This window comes from Candidatus Kosakonia sp. 282A-S69, assembly GCF_029433855.1.
Lineage (GTDB): Bacteria > Pseudomonadota > Gammaproteobacteria > Enterobacterales > Enterobacteriaceae > Kosakonia > Kosakonia cowanii_A.
Genome location: NZ_JAROAU010000003.1, coordinates 545,079 through 563,050 on the forward strand (window position 1 = coordinate 545,079; position 17,972 = coordinate 563,050).

The following is a 17,972-nucleotide window of genomic DNA, read 5'->3' on the forward strand; positions in this document are numbered from 1 at the left end:
ATGAGCCAAAGCCCTGGGGTTTGCTTACGCGTTTATGGAAAAGTGCAGGGGGTGGGCTTCCGCCCCTTTGTCTGGCAGCTGGCGCAGCAGCTGGCGCTGAATGGCGATGTCTGTAACGACGCACAGGGCGTAGAGATACGTCTCGCTGGCGACGCGCAGGCCTTCCTCACTCTGCTGCACCAGCGCTGCCCGCCGCTGGCGCGCATCGATCGCGTTGAGCAGCGCCCCTTTCACTGGCCTGTTTTACCGCAGGCCTTCACCATCCGTGACAGCGCGGGCGGGGCAATGGATACGCAGATTGTTCCTGATGCCGCAACCTGTCCTGACTGCCTGACGGAGATGTTCAACCCCGCCGAGCGCCGCTACCGTTACCCCTTTATCAACTGCACCCACTGCGGGCCGCGTTTCACTATAATCAACGCTATGCCCTATGACCGCCCGTTGACGGTGATGGCGGCGTTTCCCCTCTGTCCGGCCTGCGAAGCGGAGTACCGCAACCCGCTGGACAGGCGCTTTCATGCCCAGCCGGTGGCCTGCGGCGACTGCGGGCCACAGCTGAGCTGGCAGGATGCGAGCTACCGGGCGACGGGCGAAGAGGCGTTGCAGATGGCGGTGGCGCTGATTAAAAGCGGCGGCGTGGTGGCGGTGAAAGGCCTCGGCGGGTTCCATCTTGTCTGCGATGCGGGCAACGAGGCCGCCGTGCTCTATCTGCGCGCGCGAAAAAAACGCCCGACCAGGCCGCTGGCGGTGATGCTGGCCACCAGCGATGGGCTCTCCCCTGACGCGCAGCGTCTGTTGGCAACGCCCGCCGCGCCGATTGTGCTGGTGGAGAGCGCAAGCGTCAGCGGCCTGTGCGATGCCATTGCGCCAGGGCTTGATGAGACGGGCGTCATGCTACCCTCAAACCCGGTGCAGCATCTGCTGGCGCAGGCGTTACAGCGCCCGCTGGTGATGACCTCCGGCAACCTCAGCGGTAAACCGCCAGCGCTCACCAACGCTGCCGCGCAGGCTGAGCTGGCGTCGATGGTTGACGGTTTTCTGCTGCATAACCGCGATATTGTGCAGCGCATGGATGACTCCGTAGTGCGGGCGAGCGGCGAGATGCTGCGGCGCGCCAGGGGCTATGTGCCGGATGCGCTGCCGCTGCCGCCGGGCTTTCGTGATATTCCGCCGCTGCTCTGCCTGGGCGCAGAGATGAAAAACACCTTCTGCCTGTTGCGCGGGGATCGCGCTGTGCCGGGGCAACATTTCGGTGATTTAACCGATGAGGGCGTCGAGGCGCAGTGGCAAAACGCGCTGCACCTGATGCAGCAGATCTACGATTTCACCCCGCAGCAGGTGGTGATTGACGCCCATCCAGCTTACCGCACCCATAGCTGGGCGGAACGTACTGGTCTGCCGCTTCAAACCGTGCTGCATCACCATGCCCATGCCGCCGCCTGTCTTGGCGAGCATGGCTGGCCGCTCGAGGGGGGGGATGTGATTGCCATCACCCTTGATGGTATCGGCATGGGCGAGGGCGGTGCGCTGTGGGGCGGGGAGTGTTTGCGGGTCAACTACCGCGACTGCGAGCATCTCGGCGGCCTGCCAGCGGTGGCGCTGCCGGGGGGCGATCTTGCCGCGCGCCAGCCGTGGCGTAATCTGCTGGCGCAGATGCTGGCCTTTGTTGAGGCGTGGCAGGACTATCCGGAAACGGCGCTTATCCGGCAGCAGAACTGGCCGGTGCTGGAGAGAGCGATGGCGCGTGGAATCAATGCCCCACAGGCCTCATCCTGCGGACGCCTGTTTGACGCGGTGGCCTGCGCGCTCGGCTGCGCGCCAGAGCAGCTTAGCTATGAAGGGGAGGCCGCCTGCCAGCTGGAGGCGCTGGCGGCAAGGGCGGCTGAGGCTGCTCACCCGGTTAAGATGCCGCTTCGCGGCAACCAGCTCGATCTGGCGACCTTCTGGCAGACGTGGCTGGGCTGGCAGGCGACACCACCCGCACGGGCGTGGGCGTTTCACGATGCGCTGGCGTGCGGCTTTGCCCGGCTTGCACGCGAGCAGGCCCGCAAGCTCGGCATTTCCACGCTGGTTTTCAGCGGCGGCGTGCTGCATAACCGCCTGTTAAAAGCCCGCTTACGGCACTACCTGGCTGACTTTACGCTGCTCTTTCCCCACCAGCTTCCGGCCGGGGATGGCGGCATCGCCTTCGGTCAGGGGCTGGTAGCGGCGGCGCGGGCTGTTGCTCCAGCGCCTTCCGCAGCGCAAAGACCCCTTTTGTGCGACATTCACTGACCCCAAACGCGCGCCGCTTCGCGTTAGCGTTGAGCGCTTTAACTCCCATGCCAGCGGCGTGGGAGTGAGGTTCCCGGCAGGTCAGCGCGGTGGGTTTCACCTGCCAGCGGCTGGCTAAGCCTCCTCTGAAGGGCTAGAGAATACCGGCCTGGTAAAAGTCCTGCAGGTTGATGGCACCGACAAGTTCACCTGAGTCATCCACCACCGGCGCGGCGGCGATTTTGCGCTGCATCAGGCGCTCTTTGGCATCCACCGCGCGGCTGCTGGCTTCAAGGGTGATGCCGCCCGGCGTCATCGCCTCGCTGACCGCTGCGGTTAAGGCGCCGCCCGCCACCAGCCAGCGGCGCAGGTCGCCATCGGTAAACACGCCGTGCACGTGGCGCGCGTCGTCGCAAACTGCCACCAGGCCCAGCCCGGTGCGGCTCAGCTCCAGCATCGCATCCATAACGCTGGTGGTCAGCATCACCTGCGGCACCTGGTCTGCTTTGCGCATCAGATGATGCACTTTGTTCAGCAGCCGTGCGCCAAGGGCACCCGCCGGATGGGAGCGGGCAAAATCCTCTTCGTCAAAGCCGCGCGCCTGCATCACCGCAATTGCCAGCGCATCGCCCATCATCAGCGTGTTGACGGTGCTCGAAGTGGGGGCGAGATGCATCGGGCAGGCTTCGCGCTCAACGGCGATATCCAGCACAGCGTGGGCGGCAAGCGCCAGCGGCGAACGCGATTTACCGGTCATCGCCAGCAGCGTGACGGCTTTTTCATCAAGACGCGGCAGGATCAGATCCAGCTCTTTTGCCGAGCCGGAGTAAGAGATAAACAGCATCACATCGCGGCTCTCGATCATGCCGAGATCGCCGTGCAGCGCCTCTGCCGGGTGGACAAAAAAGGCCGGGGTGCCGGTGCTGGCAAAGGTGGCAGCGATCTTCTTGCCGATATGCCCGGACTTACCGATACCGGAGACAATCACTTTGCCTTTGCAGTTCAGCACCGTTTCAGCGGCGCGGACAAAATCGTCGCCGAGGCGCTCCGGCAGGCGGCTTGCTTCCTGTAGCTCCAGCAGCAGCGCCTGGCGTGCGGCGTTAATAAAAGAGTCACGCATTTTCTTCTCCGGCAATAATCACATCGATTCCTTTCTCTTCCAGCGCGGCGCGAACCTCCGGCGGGATCCCGGCGTCGGTAATCAGTTTATCGACGCTCTCAAGGCTGCAGACAATATTGGGGCTTTTACGGCCAAACTTGGAGGAGTCTGCCATCAGGATCACCTCGCGGGCGGCGTTGCACATCGCTTTACTGACCGTGAAGACCTCATTAAAGGTGGTCACCCCGGCGTTAAGATCGATGCCGTCGGTGCCCATAAAGAGCTTGTCGAAGCTGAATTGCTCAAAGGCGTTCTCTGCCAGCTGACCGTGGAAAGAGGCTGATTTTTTACGGAATGTCCCGCCGGGCATCAGGATGGTCTGTTCGTTATCCAGCTCCGAAAGGGCGTTAACGATATGCAGGCTGTTGGTCATCACGGTGATGTTATTGAAGTGGCTGAGCAGCGGCACCATTTGCAGCACCGTGCTGCCCGCATCGAGGATTATCGAGTCGCCGTCGTGGATGTAGCCGACGGCCGCTTCGGCAATCAGCCCTTTCTGCACGGTGTTGATCAACGTTTTGTGATCGATCGGCGGATCGGCCTCATCTTTATTCAGCACCACCCCGCCGTAAGTGCGGATCACCGCGCCGGACTGCTCCAGCGCGACCAGATCTTTGCGGATAGTTGTCCCGGTGGTATCAAAGTGGTGCGCCAGCTCTTCAACAGAACACTTTCCCTGCTTCTGCAGATGCTCAAGAATTGCCGCCTGACGCTGACGTGGTTTCATAGGCGAAGTTATCCTGCGTTACGTTGCGAAATGATAATTTCGCAAGCTATTAGCGTTCACAACGAAATTATCCATGTTTCATTTTAAGCGCCAATGATAGAGCATTCTGACAGCCGGGATCATGGGGAAAGATCACATCGGGCTCTAATTCCTCTCTTTTAACACCGATTAAGCGCTCAATTTTGGTCGGGCGGGCAAAAACCGTCAGGCCGCGCATCAGTAGCGTGTCGCTGACGCGATCGTGTTGATCGAAGGCCACCGCCAGCACCACGCGGGGTTTGAAGCGCCCGCCCGAGCGACCAACGCCAACGCGTCCGCGCTGGCAGAGTGCGTCAAAAGCTTTATTGAACTGGCGGATTTGCCAGCCACCAAGCGCCAGCTGGCTGAGCCAGGCGATGACGGCGAGCGTGATAAGGGATGAAACCATCGGTGTCTCCTTTAAATGCGATACAGCAGAACGGCATGGTGCAGTTATGCGTATGGTTGCCGGATGGAGGCCACGCCTTCCGGCCTACGCAAACCCAGTCCAGGATAAATTGCTGAACCCTGTAGGCCTGATAAGCGCAGCGCCATCAGGCAGTGGTGCGCACGGTTTGCCGGATGGCGGCTGACGCCTTATCCGGCCTACGAAAACCCAGTCCACATAAACCGCTGAACCGTAGGCCTGATAAGCGCAGCGCCATCAGGCGTTGGTACGCACGGTTTGCCGGATGGCGGCTGACGCCTTATCCGGCCTACGAAAACCCAGTCCAGGATAAATTGCTGAACCCTGTAGGCCTGATAAGCGTAGCGCCATCAAGCGTTGGTGCGCACGGTTTGCCGGATGGCAGCTGACGCCTTATCCGGCCTACGCAAACCCAGTCCAGGATAAATTGCTGAACCCTGTAGGCCTGATAAGCGCAGCGCCATCAGGCGTTGGTATGCACGGTTTGCCGGATGGCGGCTGACGCCTTATCCGGCCTATAAAACCACAGACTCACTTCAACTGCACAACCCTGCAGGCCTGATAAGCGTAGCGCTATCAGGCGCCTGGGCTCGATCAGAACATCACCTGACCGCCGGTGACGTTGATTGACTGGCCGGTACAGTAGGAGGCTTTCGGGCTGGCGTAAAACATCAGCACGTTCAGCACATCCTGATAATCGCAGCCGCGTTTCAGCGGCACTTTATCAATGTAATGCTGCTCGACCTCTTCCGCCGGAATACCGAGCTTGCTGGCGTATTGCGGGATCAGCGACTGGAACATTGGCGACTTCAGCAGGTTGCCGAGCATCAGCGAGTGCACGGTAATGCCATACTCCGCCAGATCGAGCGCCAGAGATTGCGTCAGCCCCACGCCGCCGAACTTCGCCGCGCTGTAGCCGGAGTTGTGCTTGCTGCCCACTTTGCCGGACTTGGAGTTGATCTGGATAATGCGCCCCTGGATGCCATCACGGATCATCAATTTGGCGAACTCGCGGGCACAGAGGAAATAGCCCACCAGGTTGACCTGCAACGAGCGGTCAAAATCCCCCAGCGCAAAGTCGCTGATAAACGCCGCTTTGGCGATCCCGGCGCTGTAGACCAGCAGATCGGTGCGGCCAAAAATTTCATCGACGCCGCGCGCCAACGCCAGTACGCTTTGCTCGCTGGTGGCGTCGGCACCAAAGCCATAGGCCATCCCTTCGCCATACTCGCTATTGATTTCATTTGCGACCGTTGCCGCTTTATCACTCTGAATATCGACAACCGCCACGCGGTACCCTTCTGCGGCAAGCCCACGGCTGAGGAACGCCCCGAGGGTCTGTCCTCCACCAATGACAACGGCAACCTGTTTCATACTCTTCTCCTTTGACCTTAAGCGACAAATTTTAAAATGCAGCCCGGCGCGATAGCGTCCGGCACCGGACCGGCGACGTGCACCGTGCCCGGAAACTCCGCCTGCGTCTGCCCATCGAAACGCAGGGTGATATGGCCCAGCTCGCGCAAATTCTGCTCGGCGACCTCGCCGACGGCGGTCACGGGGTAGTGCTTTTCACCGAGCGTAAACTGCGCGCCCGGCAGCAGCGAGCCGCAGAGCGGGCCGTGGTTATGGATAAAACAGAACTCGGCGACATCGGCAGGGGCGCCTTCACGGAAGGTGATCAGCATGTTGTCGCTGAGCGCCTCCGGCGCGCTTTCGCCAATTTCGGTTATGGTGGTTTGATAGATAACGGTCATACATCACCCCTTATTGATAGATAAAACCGGAGACGAACCAGGCGATCAGCACCGTTGGCGCGCCGGTTAAAAAGCGGCTCACCAGCACAGAAGGGACGCCGACGCGCACCGTCTCCTGACGAGCTTCGGCCAGCGACAGGCCCACGGGAATAAAGTCGCAAGCGGCCTGAGCGTTAATCGCGAACAGGGCTGGTAGCGCAAGGTGCGGAGGGATATGCCCCTGGCCTATCTGCACGCCAATCAGCACGCCGATGACCTGAGCGATAACCGCGCCCGGGCCAAGAAAGGGTGAGAGCAGCGGAAAGGAGCAAATGAGCGCCAGCGTCACCAGACCAAGCGGGTGGCTGGCCAGCGGCGCGAGGCCGTGAGCAATCCAGTCGCCCAGCCCGGAAGCCATGATGATGCCGATCAGCGCCGAGACGAAGGCCATAAACGGCAGGATGGTTTTCAGCACCGTATCAATGGTGTCGCGTCCGGCCTGGAACAGCACCGCCACCGCCGAGCCCATGCCCATCCCGACTTTCGCCAGCAGGCCATCGCTCTGCTCGGTGATCTTTTTCGTGGTGTCGTAATCCCGCGCCTGTGGCTTTCCGGCAGCAGGCGCGTTCCCATCAAGCCGGATGTTCTCCTCTTTCACACCGGAGACATAGATATCTTCAAGGATGTATTGCGCCAGCGGCCCCGATTTGCCCGTCGCGTGGATATTGACGGTTGGAATACGGCGCTTGGGGTAGATGCCGCAGCGCAGCGTGCCGCCGCAGTCGATCACCGCCACGCCGATCTCCTCTTCCGGCGGTTCGCCCTCTTTAAAGCCGTCCACCGCCTGCCAGCCGGTCAGCTGCGCCAGCTTGTCGACGATCGCCGGACGCGTGCCCGCCGTGATATAGACGATCTTCCTCTCCGTGCTCGCATCGATCTCCAGCGGGCCGCCCCAGCCGCCGGCACCTTTTTCAATAATGATTCGACTCATGATTTTGCTCCGGCGAGGTGAACCTCTTGTGCAAGCTGAATGCCCATTTTTCGCTCAAAAATGCGGGTGGTGAGATCGGTCACCCAGCCACGGAAAAAGTTGGTCACCAGGCCTACCAGCAGGTAGCTCACCGCCAGTGGGCCGAGGGGTAAGCCAAGGGTGGTGAGGCCGCTGGCGATACCGAGGTAGACGAACAGCTCACCGGGGTTGATATGTGGAAACAGGCCGTTCATTGAGTGGCAGCTGTAGGAGGCGGCGGCGTAGTAGCTCGGCTTGTACCTCTCCGGCATAAAGCGCCCGAGGCTTAACGTCATCGGGTTACAGAACACAAATGTGCCGATGCAGGGCAGCAGCAAGTAGCGGGTGAGGGGGTTGCCCGCGCAGCTCTGGGCAAGTTTTTCGATGCGGTGTTGGCCAATAAAATTAATCAGCGCGTTCATGATCACCAGCAGGCTTATCAGCAGCGGCAGAATACCGGTCACCATGCCGGTAAAAACTTCACCGCCTTTCTGAAACAGCCCGATGAACCATTCGGCACCATGCGTGATGGTTTCCATTGTTCTCTCCTGTAGGGGTTTTTGTTATGTCACCGGGCGCTATCATAATCATGATGAAAGGTCTTAATGTGTTATTTGGATCTCATTATGAAAGAAAAAAGGATCATTTTGAAAGTTTTTGCGAGGTGCTTCGGTTTTAAATGAGTGAAAAGGGGAGGGGATACAGGGGAAATGCGATCCTCTACGCAGGTGATGCCGCGCTTCCTTGTCGGCGGGGAAATGCTTTACCATACTTGCCCCCTGGCTGAATTCGTTTAAGTGGATATCCCATGTTGAAGCGTTGTTACGCGGCGTTATTACCCGCGTTTGTTGTGCTCTGTGCCTGTAGCAGTAAACCCCCGCTCGCAGAAGCTCCCCAGACCGTTTCCCCCGCGCCATCCGGCGGCTTTCTGCTTAAGCCGCAGCATGAGGTGGTGATGAGCGGCGGCGACTTTGCCAATAACCCGGCGGCAGCGCGCTTTATTGATGCCATGGTGAGCAAGCATGGATTTGATCGTCAGCAGTTGCATGAGATCCTCTCGCAAGCCAAACGTCTTGATTACGTGTTGCGCCTGATGGATAAACAGGCGCCGACGACTGCGGGTCCAACCGGGCCAAATGGTGCCTGGCTACGCTATCGCAAGCAGTTCATCACGCCGGATAATGTGCAGAACGGTGTCGCCTTCTGGAACCAGTATCAGGACGCCCTCGACCGCGCCTGGCGTGTCTACGGCGTACCGCCGGAAATTATCGTTGGCATTATCGGCGTTGAAACGCGCTGGGGCCGTGTGATGGGCAAAACCCGCATTCTCGACGGGCTGGCGACGCTGGCCTTTGACTACCCAAGGCGTGCAGACTATTTCGCCAGCGAGCTGGAGACCTTCCTGCTGATGGCGCGCGATGAGAGCGACGATCCGCTGGAGCTGAAAGGCTCTTTCGCCGGTGCGATGGGCTACGGTCAGTTTATGCCCTCCTCCTATAAGCAGTACGCGGTGGACTTCAATGGCGACGGGCATATCAACCTGTGGGACCCGGTGGATGCGATTGGCAGCGTGGCTAACTACTTCAAACAGCACGGCTGGGTGAAGGGCGACCAGGTGGCGGTTCCGGCTAACGGCCAGGCTCCGGGTCTGGCGAACGGCTTCAAAACTAACTACAGCATTGGGCAACTGGCGGCGGCGGGTCTGACACCGCAGCAGCCGTTGGGCGATCATCAGCAGGCGAGCCTGTTGCGCCTTGATGTCGGCACCGGATATGAGTACTGGTACGGTTTGCCGAACTTCTACACCATCACCCGCTACAACCACAGCACCCACTACGCGATGGCGGTCTGGCAGCTAGGCCAGGCAGTTGCGCTGGCGCGTATTCAGTAAGCCCCTTTCCCCTCCTGCGGGAGGGGATTGAAACATTTCGACGCACTCCCGCTACGCTCCACGATTTACATCATTATCACTACAGCTTATTGTTACGTTATAACATATGAGGTGTGTGAATGATTCCCGTAACCCTTTTCTCCCTTTCCGGCGCAACCCGGCTGCTGCTGGCAGCAGGCGTGCTGCTGCTGCTTTGGTTACTGACTGACTGGGCGGTTGCGCTGCCATGATTGAACTTGACCATCTGGTGGCGGGCTATGAGCGGCTGGCGATCACCCCGTCCCTATGCGGCATGCTGGCGCGCGGCAGCATGACAGCGATCGTCGGTGCTAACGGCTGCGGTAAATCGACATTACTGAAAACCCTGGCGGGATTTTTGCCGCCGGTCAGCGGCGTGCTGCGCTGGCAGGGGGCGAGGCCGACTATCGGCTGGCTGGCCCAGCGTCACGCGCTGGAGTCACAATTTCCCCTGACGGTGCAGGAGGTGGTGAGCATGGGCTGCTGGCCGCGCGTCTCTCTGTTTGGTGGCCTGAACCGCGATGCGCGCAAACGCGTGGCGCAAGGGCTGGAGCGTGTCGGGCTTGCGGAGATGGCTGGCGAGACCATCGACACCCTCTCGGGTGGGCAGTTTCAGCGCATGCTGTTTGCCCGCATCTGGGTGCAGAACGCGCCGCTGGTAATGCTCGACGAACCCTTTACCGGCATTGATGAAGCGACGTCGCAGCTGCTGATGGAGCAGATGGTCGATATGCACCGCGCCGGGCAGACCCTGCTGGCGGTGCTGCACGACAGCGCGCGCGTGACGCGCTACTTTCCGCAGACGCTACGGCTGGATGAGAAGCGGGCGCAGTGGGGGGCGACGCTGAACCTTGAGGAGAGTTGCGCATGATCTGGCACCTCTTTTTCCAGCCCTTCATCGACTATGGGTTTATGCGCCGCGCGCTGGTGGTCTGCCTCGCGCTCTCTGTCAGCACGACGGCACTTGGGATTTTTCTGCTGCTGCGGCGCATGAGCCTGATGGGTGATGCACTATCCCACGCCATCCTGCCCGGCGTGGCGGTGGGCTACTTGCTGAGCGGCATGTCGCTGCTGGCGATGAGTATCGGCGGGTTTATCGCCGGGATTAGCGTCGCGCTGGTAGCGGGGTGGGTTAGCCGCCGGACGCCGCTGAAAGAGGATGCCAGCTTCGCCGGTTTCTACCTTGGTTCACTGGCGCTCGGCGTAACGCTGGTGTCACTGCGCGGGTCGAATGTCGATCTGCTGCACTTGCTGTTCGGCTCAATTCTCGCGGTGGATCGTGACGCGGCGCTGTTTGTCGCAGGCGTTTCCAGCCTGACGCTGATTACCCTTGCCGCCTGTTATCGCGGGCTGGTGAGCGAAGCCTTCGATAGCGCCTTTTTACAGGTCAACGCACCGCGCTTGCCGGGCGTGCTGCACGGGCTCTTTCTGGCGCTGCTGGTGCTCAACCTGGTGGCCGGTTTTCAGGTGCTCGGCACGCTGATGGCGGTGGGCGTAATGATGCTGCCCGCCGTGGCGGCGCGCTGCTGGGCGCGAACGTTACCGCGGTTATTACTGCTGGCTGCGGCGATTGGCGCGCTCTGCGCCTGGCTCGGCTTGAGCCTGTCGTGGCTGGCGGGGCTGCCTGCCGGCCCGGCGATTGTGCTCACCGCCAGCCTTATCTTCTTTTTATCCATCTTATTCGGCACGCGCAGCGGGCTGGCAAACAGCCTGCGCGCGCTTTTTACATAAAGGGGAAAATAATGAAACGTACAGGCATGATGCTGGCGCTGGCGCTCGGTTTGATGGCGCAGGGCGCAGTGGCGAAAACCATTAACGTGGTAACCAGCTTTTCGATATTGGGTGATATCACCCGTCAGGTGGGGGGAGAACATGTCAACGTGACCTCGCTGGTGGGGCCAGATGGCGATCCGCACACCTTTGAGCCTTCGGCAAAAGATAGCGCGCTGCTTAATAACGCGGATGTGGTGGTGGTCAATGGTCTTGGTCTGGAGGGGTGGCTGGACAGGTTAGTGAAAGCCTCCGGTTTCAAAGGCCAACTGGTGGTCGCGTCTAACGGTGTGCAAACCCATACGCTGGAGGAGGATGGAGCAACGGTCACCGATCCACACGCATGGAACAGTGCGGCGAATGGTGCGCTTTATGCACAAAATATTCTCAGGGCACTGGTGAAAGCCGATCCGGCGGATGAGGCGGCGCTTAACGCCTCTGGCCAGCGCTATATTGAGCAGTTGAAGGAGATGGATAGCTGGGCGAAAGCGCGCTTTAGCGCTATTCCGCAGGCGAAACGTAAAGTGCTCACCAGCCATGACGCCTTCGGCTACTTTGCCCGCGCCTACGGCGTTGAGTTTATGGCGCCGCAGGGGATCTCATCGGAAAGCGAGGCCAATGCGTCGCAGGTGGCGGCACTTATCAAACAAATAAAAACTGATGGCGTGAAAGTGTGGTTTATGGAGAACCAGCTCGACCCGCGGCTGGTAAAACAGATCGCTAACGCTACCGGCGCGCAGCCGGGCGGCGAGCTCTATCCCGAAGCGCTGAGCGCGAAAGGGGGCGTGGCGGATACCTATCAGAAAGCTTTTCGCCACAACGTGGAGACTATCGCCAATAGCATGAAGTAATTTTGGCGCGTATAACGGTAAATACCCGGTGACGCTACGGCTTACCGGGCTTCTCTTCACCACTTTCCCGGTATATCACACTGCTTTTTTCGGAAGTCGCCTCGTAAAATTGCCATCCCATCCCCATATTTGACGGGAAAGTGCTATCTTTCACGCCACGGTTTAATGGAGGCATGGGAGCCATCATGACGGACAGTGAATTAATGCAGCTCAGCGAACGCATCGGGCTGGCGCTGAAGGCGCGCGGCGCGACGCTGACTACCGCTGAATCCTGCACTGGCGGTTGGGTTGCGAAAGTGATTACCGATATCGCAGGCAGCTCCGCCTGGTTTGAACGCGGGTTTGTGACCTACAGTAATGAGGCGAAAGCGCAAATGATCGGCGTGAAAAGCGAGACGCTGGACGCGCACGGCGCTGTCAGCGAGCCGGTGGTGGTCGAGATGGCGATAGGTGCCCTGAAAGCAGCGCGCGCCGACTATGCGATTTCGATTAGCGGCATCGCCGGGCCGGATGGCGGCAGCGAAAGTAAGCCTGTCGGCACCGTCTGGTTTGGTCTCGCCTGCGTCAACGGAGAAGGGATCACGCGGCGCGAATGCTTCCAGGGAGACCGTGAATCGGTGCGTCGTCAGGCGACGGCCTATGCCCTTACGACCCTCTGGCAACATTTTCTACAAAAGGCTTGATACTGTATGACTATACAGTATAATTGCCGCAACAAAACAGTTATTCACCACGGGGCGTAACGCGCTTCACTCTGCATGACAGGAGTAATAATGGCTATCGACGAAAACAAACAAAAGGCGCTTGCAGCTGCACTGGGTCAGATCGAAAAGCAATTCGGTAAAGGCTCCATCATGCGTCTGGGTGAAGACCGCTCCATGGATGTAGAGACTATCTCTACCGGCTCACTCTCTCTCGACATCGCGCTGGGCGCGGGCGGTCTGCCAATGGGCCGTATCGTCGAAATTTATGGGCCTGAGTCGTCCGGTAAAACGACCCTGACCCTGCAGGTTATCGCTGCCGCGCAGCGCGAAGGTAAAACCTGTGCGTTTATTGATGCGGAACACGCGCTGGATCCAGTGTATGCCCGCAAACTGGGCGTTGATATTGATAACCTGCTCTGCTCCCAGCCGGATACCGGCGAGCAGGCGCTGGAAATCTGTGACGCGCTGGCGCGCTCCGGCGCCGTTGACGTGCTGGTGGTCGACTCCGTTGCGGCGCTGACGCCGAAAGCGGAAATCGAAGGCGAAATCGGTGACTCTCACATGGGCCTCGCGGCACGTATGATGAGCCAGGCGATGCGTAAACTGGCCGGTAACCTGAAGCAGTCCAACACGCTGCTTATTTTCATCAACCAGATCCGTATGAAGATTGGTGTGATGTTCGGTAACCCGGAAACCACCACCGGTGGTAACGCGCTGAAGTTTTACGCTTCCGTTCGTCTCGACATCCGCCGTATCGGTGCGGTGAAAGAGGGCGATGTGGTTGTCGGCAGCGAAACCCGCGTGAAGGTTGTGAAAAACAAAATCGCGGCACCGTTTAAACAGGCTGAGTTCCAGATCCTCTACGGCGAAGGTATCAACTTCTACGGCGAACTGGTCGACCTGGGCGTGAAAGAGAAGCTGATTGAAAAAGCGGGCGCCTGGTACAGCTACAATGGCGATAAGATTGGTCAGGGTAAAGCGAACGCGACCTCCTGGCTGAAAGAGAACCCGGCTGCTGCGAAAGAGATCGAGAAGAAGCTGCGCGAAATCCTGCTCAGCAACCAGACCTCCACGCCGGAGTTCACCGTTGACGACAAAGACGCGGGCGTTGAAGAAACTCACGAAGATTTCTGATAACGTTATCCGTAATCAAGGGCTGCTGATGCAGCCCTTTTTGTTTTTATGGTGACAGGATTTTACGATGTCCGATAACACGTCTTCCGATAACACCTCCCGCCGCAGCGCCATGGCACGTTTACGCGATCGCGCCATGCGAATTCTGGCGATGCGCGACCACAGCGAACTTGAGTTTCGCCGCAAGCTCGCCGCGCCCATCATGACGAAGAAGGGCCCGGAAGCGGTAGACGCTACGCCGGAAGAGATCGATCAGGTCGTGGCGTGGTGCACAGAGCATAGTTTTCTCGACGATAGCCGTTTTGTCCGGCAGTTTATCGCCAGCCGCGCGCGCAAAGGGTATGGCCCGGTGCGTATTCGCCAGGAGCTGAACCAGAAAGGCATTGCCCGGGAAACCAGCGAACACGCTATGCGCGAATGCGAGATTGACTGGGTAAGCAGCGCCCGCGATCAGGCGCAGCGCAAATATGGCGAGCCGTTGCCCACTGAATTTGCGGCAAAAGTGAAAGTGCAACGCTTTCTGCTCTATCGCGGCTTTATGCAAGAAGATATTCAGGAAATATGGCGAAATTTTGCCGACTGAGCGCATACGGGATTTTACTTCCCACTAAAGAAAACTTATCTTATTCCCACTTTTTCCAGTAGCGGGTGCGTCTGCCATGCGATGGCGATGGCCCGCTACCACATTTCGTTAGCTTGATTTCAGGATAATTATGAGCAAGAGCACCGCTGAGATCCGTCAGGCGTTTCTCGATTTTTTCCATAGTAAGGGACACCAGGTAGTTGCCAGCAGCTCCCTGGTACCGAATAACGACCCGACTCTGCTGTTTACTAACGCCGGGATGAACCAGTTCAAGGACGTTTTCCTTGGGCTCGACAAACGTAATTATTCCCGCGCAACCACGGCACAGCGCTGCGTGCGTGCCGGTGGTAAACACAACGACCTGGAAAACGTCGGTTACACCGCACGTCATCACACCTTCTTTGAAATGCTGGGCAACTTTAGCTTCGGCGACTACTTCAAACATGATGCTATTCAATACGCGTGGGAACTGCTGACCGGTGAAAACTGGTTCAACCTGCCGAAAGAGCGTCTGTGGGTGACGGTATACGAAACTGACGACGAAGCGTACGAAATTTGGGAAAAAGAGGTCGGTATCCCGCGCGAACGTATTATTCGTATCGGGGATAACAAAGGCGCAGCGTACGCGTCTGACAACTTCTGGCAGATGGGTGACACCGGTCCGTGTGGCCCCTGCACCGAAATCTTCTACGATCACGGCGACCACATCTGGGGTGGCCCGCCGGGCAGCCCGGAAGAGGATGGCGATCGCTATATTGAGATCTGGAACATCGTCTTTATGCAGTTCAACCGCCAGGCCGACGGCACCATGGAGCCGCTGCCGAAACCCTCCGTGGACACCGGTATGGGCCTGGAGCGCGTTGCGGCCGTGCTGCAGCATGTGAACTCGAACTATGAAATCGATCTCTTCGCGAAGCTGATTCAGCAAGTGGCGAAAGTGACCGGCGCAACGGATCTGAGCAACAAATCTCTGCGTGTTATCGCTGACCACATCCGCTCTTGCGCTTTCCTGATTGCGGATGGTGTGATCCCGTCGAATGAGAACCGCGGCTATGTGCTGCGTCGCATCATTCGTCGCGCGATTCGCCACGGCAACATGCTTGGCGCGAAGGAGACCTTCTTCTATAAACTGGTTGGCCCGCTGATTGAAGTGATGGGTTCCGCCGGGGAAGATCTGCAGCGCCAGCAGGCGCAGGTTGAGCAGGTTCTGAAAACCGAAGAAGAGCAATTTGCACGTACGCTGGAGCGCGGTCTGGCGCTGCTGGATGAAGAGCTTTCCAAACTGCAGGGCGACACGCTGGATGGCGAAACTGCCTTCCGCCTGTACGACACCTACGGTTTTCCGGTCGATCTGACCGCGGACGTGTGCCGTGAGCGCAATTTGAAAGTCGATGAAGCTGGCTTTGAAGCGGCGATGGAAGAGCAGCGCCGCCGTGCGCGCGAGTCCAGCGGTTTTGGAGCCGACTACAACGCAATGATCCGCGTTGATAGCGCAACGGAATTTAAAGGCTACGACCAGCTTGAGCTGAGCGGTAAAGTGACTGCCCTGTTTGTCGATGGCAAACAGGTTGAGTCGATTGCAGCTGGCCAGGACGCTGTAGTGGTGCTTGACGAAACCCCGTTCTATGCCGAGTCGGGCGGCCAGGTTGGCGATAAAGGCGAACTGAAAGGTAACGGCTTTACTTTCGCCGTCCAGGATGCGCAGAAGTATGGTCAGGCGATTGGTCATATCGGCAAGCTCAGCAGCGGTTCGCTGAAAGTGGGCGACGGTGTGAAAGCGGAAGTTGACGAAGCGCGCCGCGCGCGTATCCGTCTTAACCACTCTGCCACCCACCTGATGCATGCCGCACTGCGTAGCGTGCTCGGTACGCATGTCGCGCAGAAAGGGTCTCTGGTGAATGATAAAGCGCTGCGCTTTGACTTCTCCCATTTCGAAGCCATGAAGCCGGCGGAAATCCGTGCGGTGGAAGATATGGTGAATGCGCAAATTCGTCGCAACCTGCCGATCGAAACCAACATCATGGATCTCGAAGCGGCGAAAGCGAACGGCGCGATGGCGCTGTTTGGCGAGAAGTATGAAGATCGCGTCCGCGTGCTGCAGATGGGGGATTTCTCCACCGAGCTTTGCGGCGGCACGCACGCTTCTCGCACGGGTGATATTGGTCTGTTCCGCATTGTGTCTGAATCCGGCACCGCGGCGGGCGTACGTCGTATCGAAGCCGTCACTGGCGAAGCGGCGATTACCAGCCTGCATGCGCAGAACGATCAGTTGCAGGATATTGCTCAGTTGCTGAAAGGCGACAGCCAGAATCTCGGCGACAAAGTGCGTTCAGTGATTGAACGTACGCGTCAACTGGAAAAAGAGTTGCAGCAGCTTAAAGCACAGGCGGCAGCGCAAGAGAGCGCAAACCTCTCCGGTAACGCAATGGAGATCAACGGCGTTAAGCTGCTGGTGAGCGGGCTGGAAGGTGTCGAGCCGAAGATGCTGCGTACCATGGTGGACGACCTGAAGAACCAACTCGGCGCTTCGGTTATCGTTCTTGCCACTGTTGTTGAAGGTAAAGTTTCTCTCATCGCGGGCGTCTCTAAGGATGTGACTGACCGTGTCAAAGCAGGGGAACTGGTAGGAATGGTCGCCCAACAGGTTGGGGGCAAAGGCGGTGGACGTCCGGACATGGCGCAAGCTGGTGGTACCGATGCGACTGCACTGCCTGCTGCTCTTGCCAGTGTTAAAGATTGGGTAAGCGCTAAACTGTCATAATTACAAAGCGAATGCACAAGCCATAACCTTGGGGTTATGGCTTTGTTGCCACTACGCTATTGATAACGAGAAAGTCAGGTTGAAGTTGTGTATATCGGCTAAACTTACGTCTACAGAATGTAATGCCATGGCTACTTGCATGTTATGGGTTTGTCATCGCTTATGTTTTGGCGTTGTATGACGGATAATGCCGGGATACAGAGAGACCCGACTCTTTTAATCTTTCAAGGAGCAAAGAATGCTGATTCTGACTCGTCGAGTTGGTGAAACCCTCATGATTGGGGATGAGGTCACTGTGACTGTATTAGGGGTTAAGGGTAACCAGGTACGCATTGGCGTAAACGCCCCCAAAGAAGTATCGGTCCACCGAGAAGAGATCTACCAGCGTATCCAGGCTGAAAAATCCCAGCAGTCCAATTTCTGATGCCATTATGCGTCTCGCGGTTGTCCGGCGAGACGCAACCCTCCCGTCGATTCTCCCGCTTTTCTGTCTCATTTTTATTGCAGATTTACTGCATTCGCTCTGTTCCTGCGCCATTTTTGTTTGCCACCCAGAAGTAATCTCATGCCGACGGGGCAGTGAATTTTTGCTGAGAAAACATCCTTTTTGCCCTTTTTAACGCCTAATTGCCTGCGAAGTGTGCAAACGATTCAGGGCTGGGAAAAATTGTTTGACTTATAAGTCCCAGAAAGTAATATGTGCGCCACGCAGCGACGATGAGCTCTTAACGAACTCTTCGAAGCACTCGTAAGAGGCGTGTGGTGAGGTGGCCGAGAGGCTGAAGGCGCTCCCCTGCTAAGGGAGTATGCGGTCAAAAGCTGCATCCGGGGTTCGAATCCCCGCCTCACCGCCATTTTGCATCCGTAGCTCAGCTGGATAGAGTACTCGGCTACGAACCGAGCGGTCGGAGGTTCGAATCCTCCCGGATGCACC

General features: G+C 58.4%; 17 protein-coding genes and 2 tRNA genes. 12 read left to right on the top strand and 7 right to left on the bottom strand.

Annotated features, from left to right (window positions below):
* Positions 1-2,274 (top strand): carbamoyltransferase HypF, encoded by a 2,274-nt coding sequence (gene hypF / locus PU683_RS08245; RefSeq protein ID WP_277171048.1) that lies wholly within the window; start codon positions 1-3, stop codon positions 2,272-2,274.
* A 133-nt stretch (positions 2,275-2,407) separates the two neighbouring features.
* Here the strand turns inward: hypF and gutQ are convergent, their stop codons facing one another.
* From gutQ to srlA, 7 genes are all read right to left on the bottom strand, one after another.
* Entirely contained in the window at positions 2,408-3,373 is a 966-nt protein-coding gene (gutQ, locus tag PU683_RS08250; RefSeq protein WP_277171049.1) for an arabinose-5-phosphate isomerase GutQ, read from the bottom strand.
* On the bottom strand, positions 3,366-4,139 hold the full coding sequence (gene srlR / locus PU683_RS08255; RefSeq protein WP_277171050.1) for a glucitol operon DNA-binding transcriptional repressor SrlR: 774 nt from the start codon (positions 4,137-4,139) through the stop codon (positions 3,366-3,368). Before srlR ends, gutQ begins: the two co-directional genes overlap by 8 nt.
* Positions 4,140-4,206: 67 nt before the next feature.
* Positions 4,207-4,566, bottom strand: coding sequence for a transcriptional regulator GutM (gene gutM / locus PU683_RS08260; RefSeq protein ID WP_277171051.1), 360 nt, complete (start codon positions 4,564-4,566; stop codon positions 4,207-4,209).
* A 612-nt stretch (positions 4,567-5,178) separates the two neighbouring features.
* Positions 5,179-5,958, bottom strand: a complete 780-nt coding sequence (gene srlD, locus PU683_RS08265) for a sorbitol-6-phosphate dehydrogenase (RefSeq protein WP_277171052.1) — start codon at positions 5,956-5,958, stop codon at positions 5,179-5,181.
* A gap of 17 nt (positions 5,959-5,975) precedes the next feature.
* Positions 5,976-6,338, bottom strand: coding sequence for a PTS glucitol/sorbitol transporter subunit IIA (gene srlB, locus PU683_RS08270; protein ID WP_277171053.1), 363 nt, complete (start codon positions 6,336-6,338; stop codon positions 5,976-5,978).
* Positions 6,339-6,348: 10 nt separating this feature from the next.
* Positions 6,349-7,308, bottom strand: coding sequence for a PTS glucitol/sorbitol transporter subunit IIB (gene srlE, locus PU683_RS08275; RefSeq protein WP_277171054.1), 960 nt, complete (start codon positions 7,306-7,308; stop codon positions 6,349-6,351).
* Positions 7,305-7,865, bottom strand: a complete 561-nt coding sequence (gene srlA, locus PU683_RS08280) for a PTS glucitol/sorbitol transporter subunit IIC (RefSeq protein WP_277171055.1) — start codon at positions 7,863-7,865, stop codon at positions 7,305-7,307. The genes srlE and srlA overlap by 4 nt, the downstream gene beginning before the upstream one ends.
* Before the next feature lie 269 nt (positions 7,866-8,134).
* Between srlA and mltB the strand changes: the two genes are divergently transcribed.
* The 11 genes from mltB to PU683_RS08335 all read left to right on the top strand — a co-directional run bounded on the left by mltB (position 8,135) and on the right by PU683_RS08335 (position 17,970).
* Positions 8,135-9,217, top strand: a complete 1,083-nt coding sequence (gene mltB / locus PU683_RS08285; RefSeq protein ID WP_277171056.1) for a lytic murein transglycosylase B — start codon at positions 8,135-8,137, stop codon at positions 9,215-9,217.
* A 226-nt stretch (positions 9,218-9,443) separates the two neighbouring features.
* The gene (locus PU683_RS08290) at positions 9,444-10,106 is read left to right on the top strand and encodes a metal ABC transporter ATP-binding protein (RefSeq protein WP_277171057.1); all 663 of its coding nucleotides are present in this window, start codon (positions 9,444-9,446) and stop codon (positions 10,104-10,106) included.
* Complete coding sequence (locus tag PU683_RS08295; protein ID WP_277171058.1) at positions 10,103-10,966, top strand: metal ABC transporter permease; 864 nt, start codon at positions 10,103-10,105, stop codon at positions 10,964-10,966. Before PU683_RS08290 ends, PU683_RS08295 begins: the two co-directional genes overlap by 4 nt.
* Positions 10,967-10,977: 11 nt before the next feature.
* On the top strand, positions 10,978-11,856 hold the full coding sequence (locus tag PU683_RS08300; protein WP_277171059.1) for a metal ABC transporter substrate-binding protein: 879 nt from the start codon (positions 10,978-10,980) through the stop codon (positions 11,854-11,856).
* A gap of 185 nt (positions 11,857-12,041) precedes the next feature.
* A complete protein-coding gene (gene pncC, locus PU683_RS08305) occupies positions 12,042-12,539 on the top strand; it encodes a nicotinamide-nucleotide amidase (protein WP_023480601.1) in 498 nt (165 codons plus the stop codon).
* A gap of 90 nt (positions 12,540-12,629) precedes the next feature.
* On the top strand, positions 12,630-13,694 hold the full coding sequence (recA, locus tag PU683_RS08310) for a recombinase RecA (RefSeq protein WP_277171060.1): 1,065 nt from the start codon (positions 12,630-12,632) through the stop codon (positions 13,692-13,694).
* A 67-nt stretch (positions 13,695-13,761) separates the two neighbouring features.
* Positions 13,762-14,277, top strand: coding sequence for a recombination regulator RecX (gene recX, locus PU683_RS08315; RefSeq protein WP_277171061.1), 516 nt, complete (start codon positions 13,762-13,764; stop codon positions 14,275-14,277).
* A 130-nt stretch (positions 14,278-14,407) separates the two neighbouring features.
* On the top strand, positions 14,408-17,038 hold the full coding sequence (gene alaS / locus PU683_RS08320) for an alanine--tRNA ligase (protein ID WP_277171062.1): 2,631 nt from the start codon (positions 14,408-14,410) through the stop codon (positions 17,036-17,038).
* Between the two features lie 238 nt (positions 17,039-17,276).
* Positions 17,277-17,462 (top strand): carbon storage regulator CsrA, encoded by a 186-nt coding sequence (gene csrA, locus PU683_RS08325; RefSeq protein WP_023480680.1) that lies wholly within the window; start codon positions 17,277-17,279, stop codon positions 17,460-17,462.
* Positions 17,463-17,799: 337 nt separating this feature from the next.
* Positions 17,800-17,892: transfer RNA gene (locus PU683_RS08330), tRNA-Ser, on the top strand.
* Between the two features lie 4 nt (positions 17,893-17,896).
* Positions 17,897-17,970: transfer RNA gene (locus tag PU683_RS08335), tRNA-Arg, on the top strand.
* The last annotated feature ends 2 nt before the right edge of the window (positions 17,971-17,972 follow it).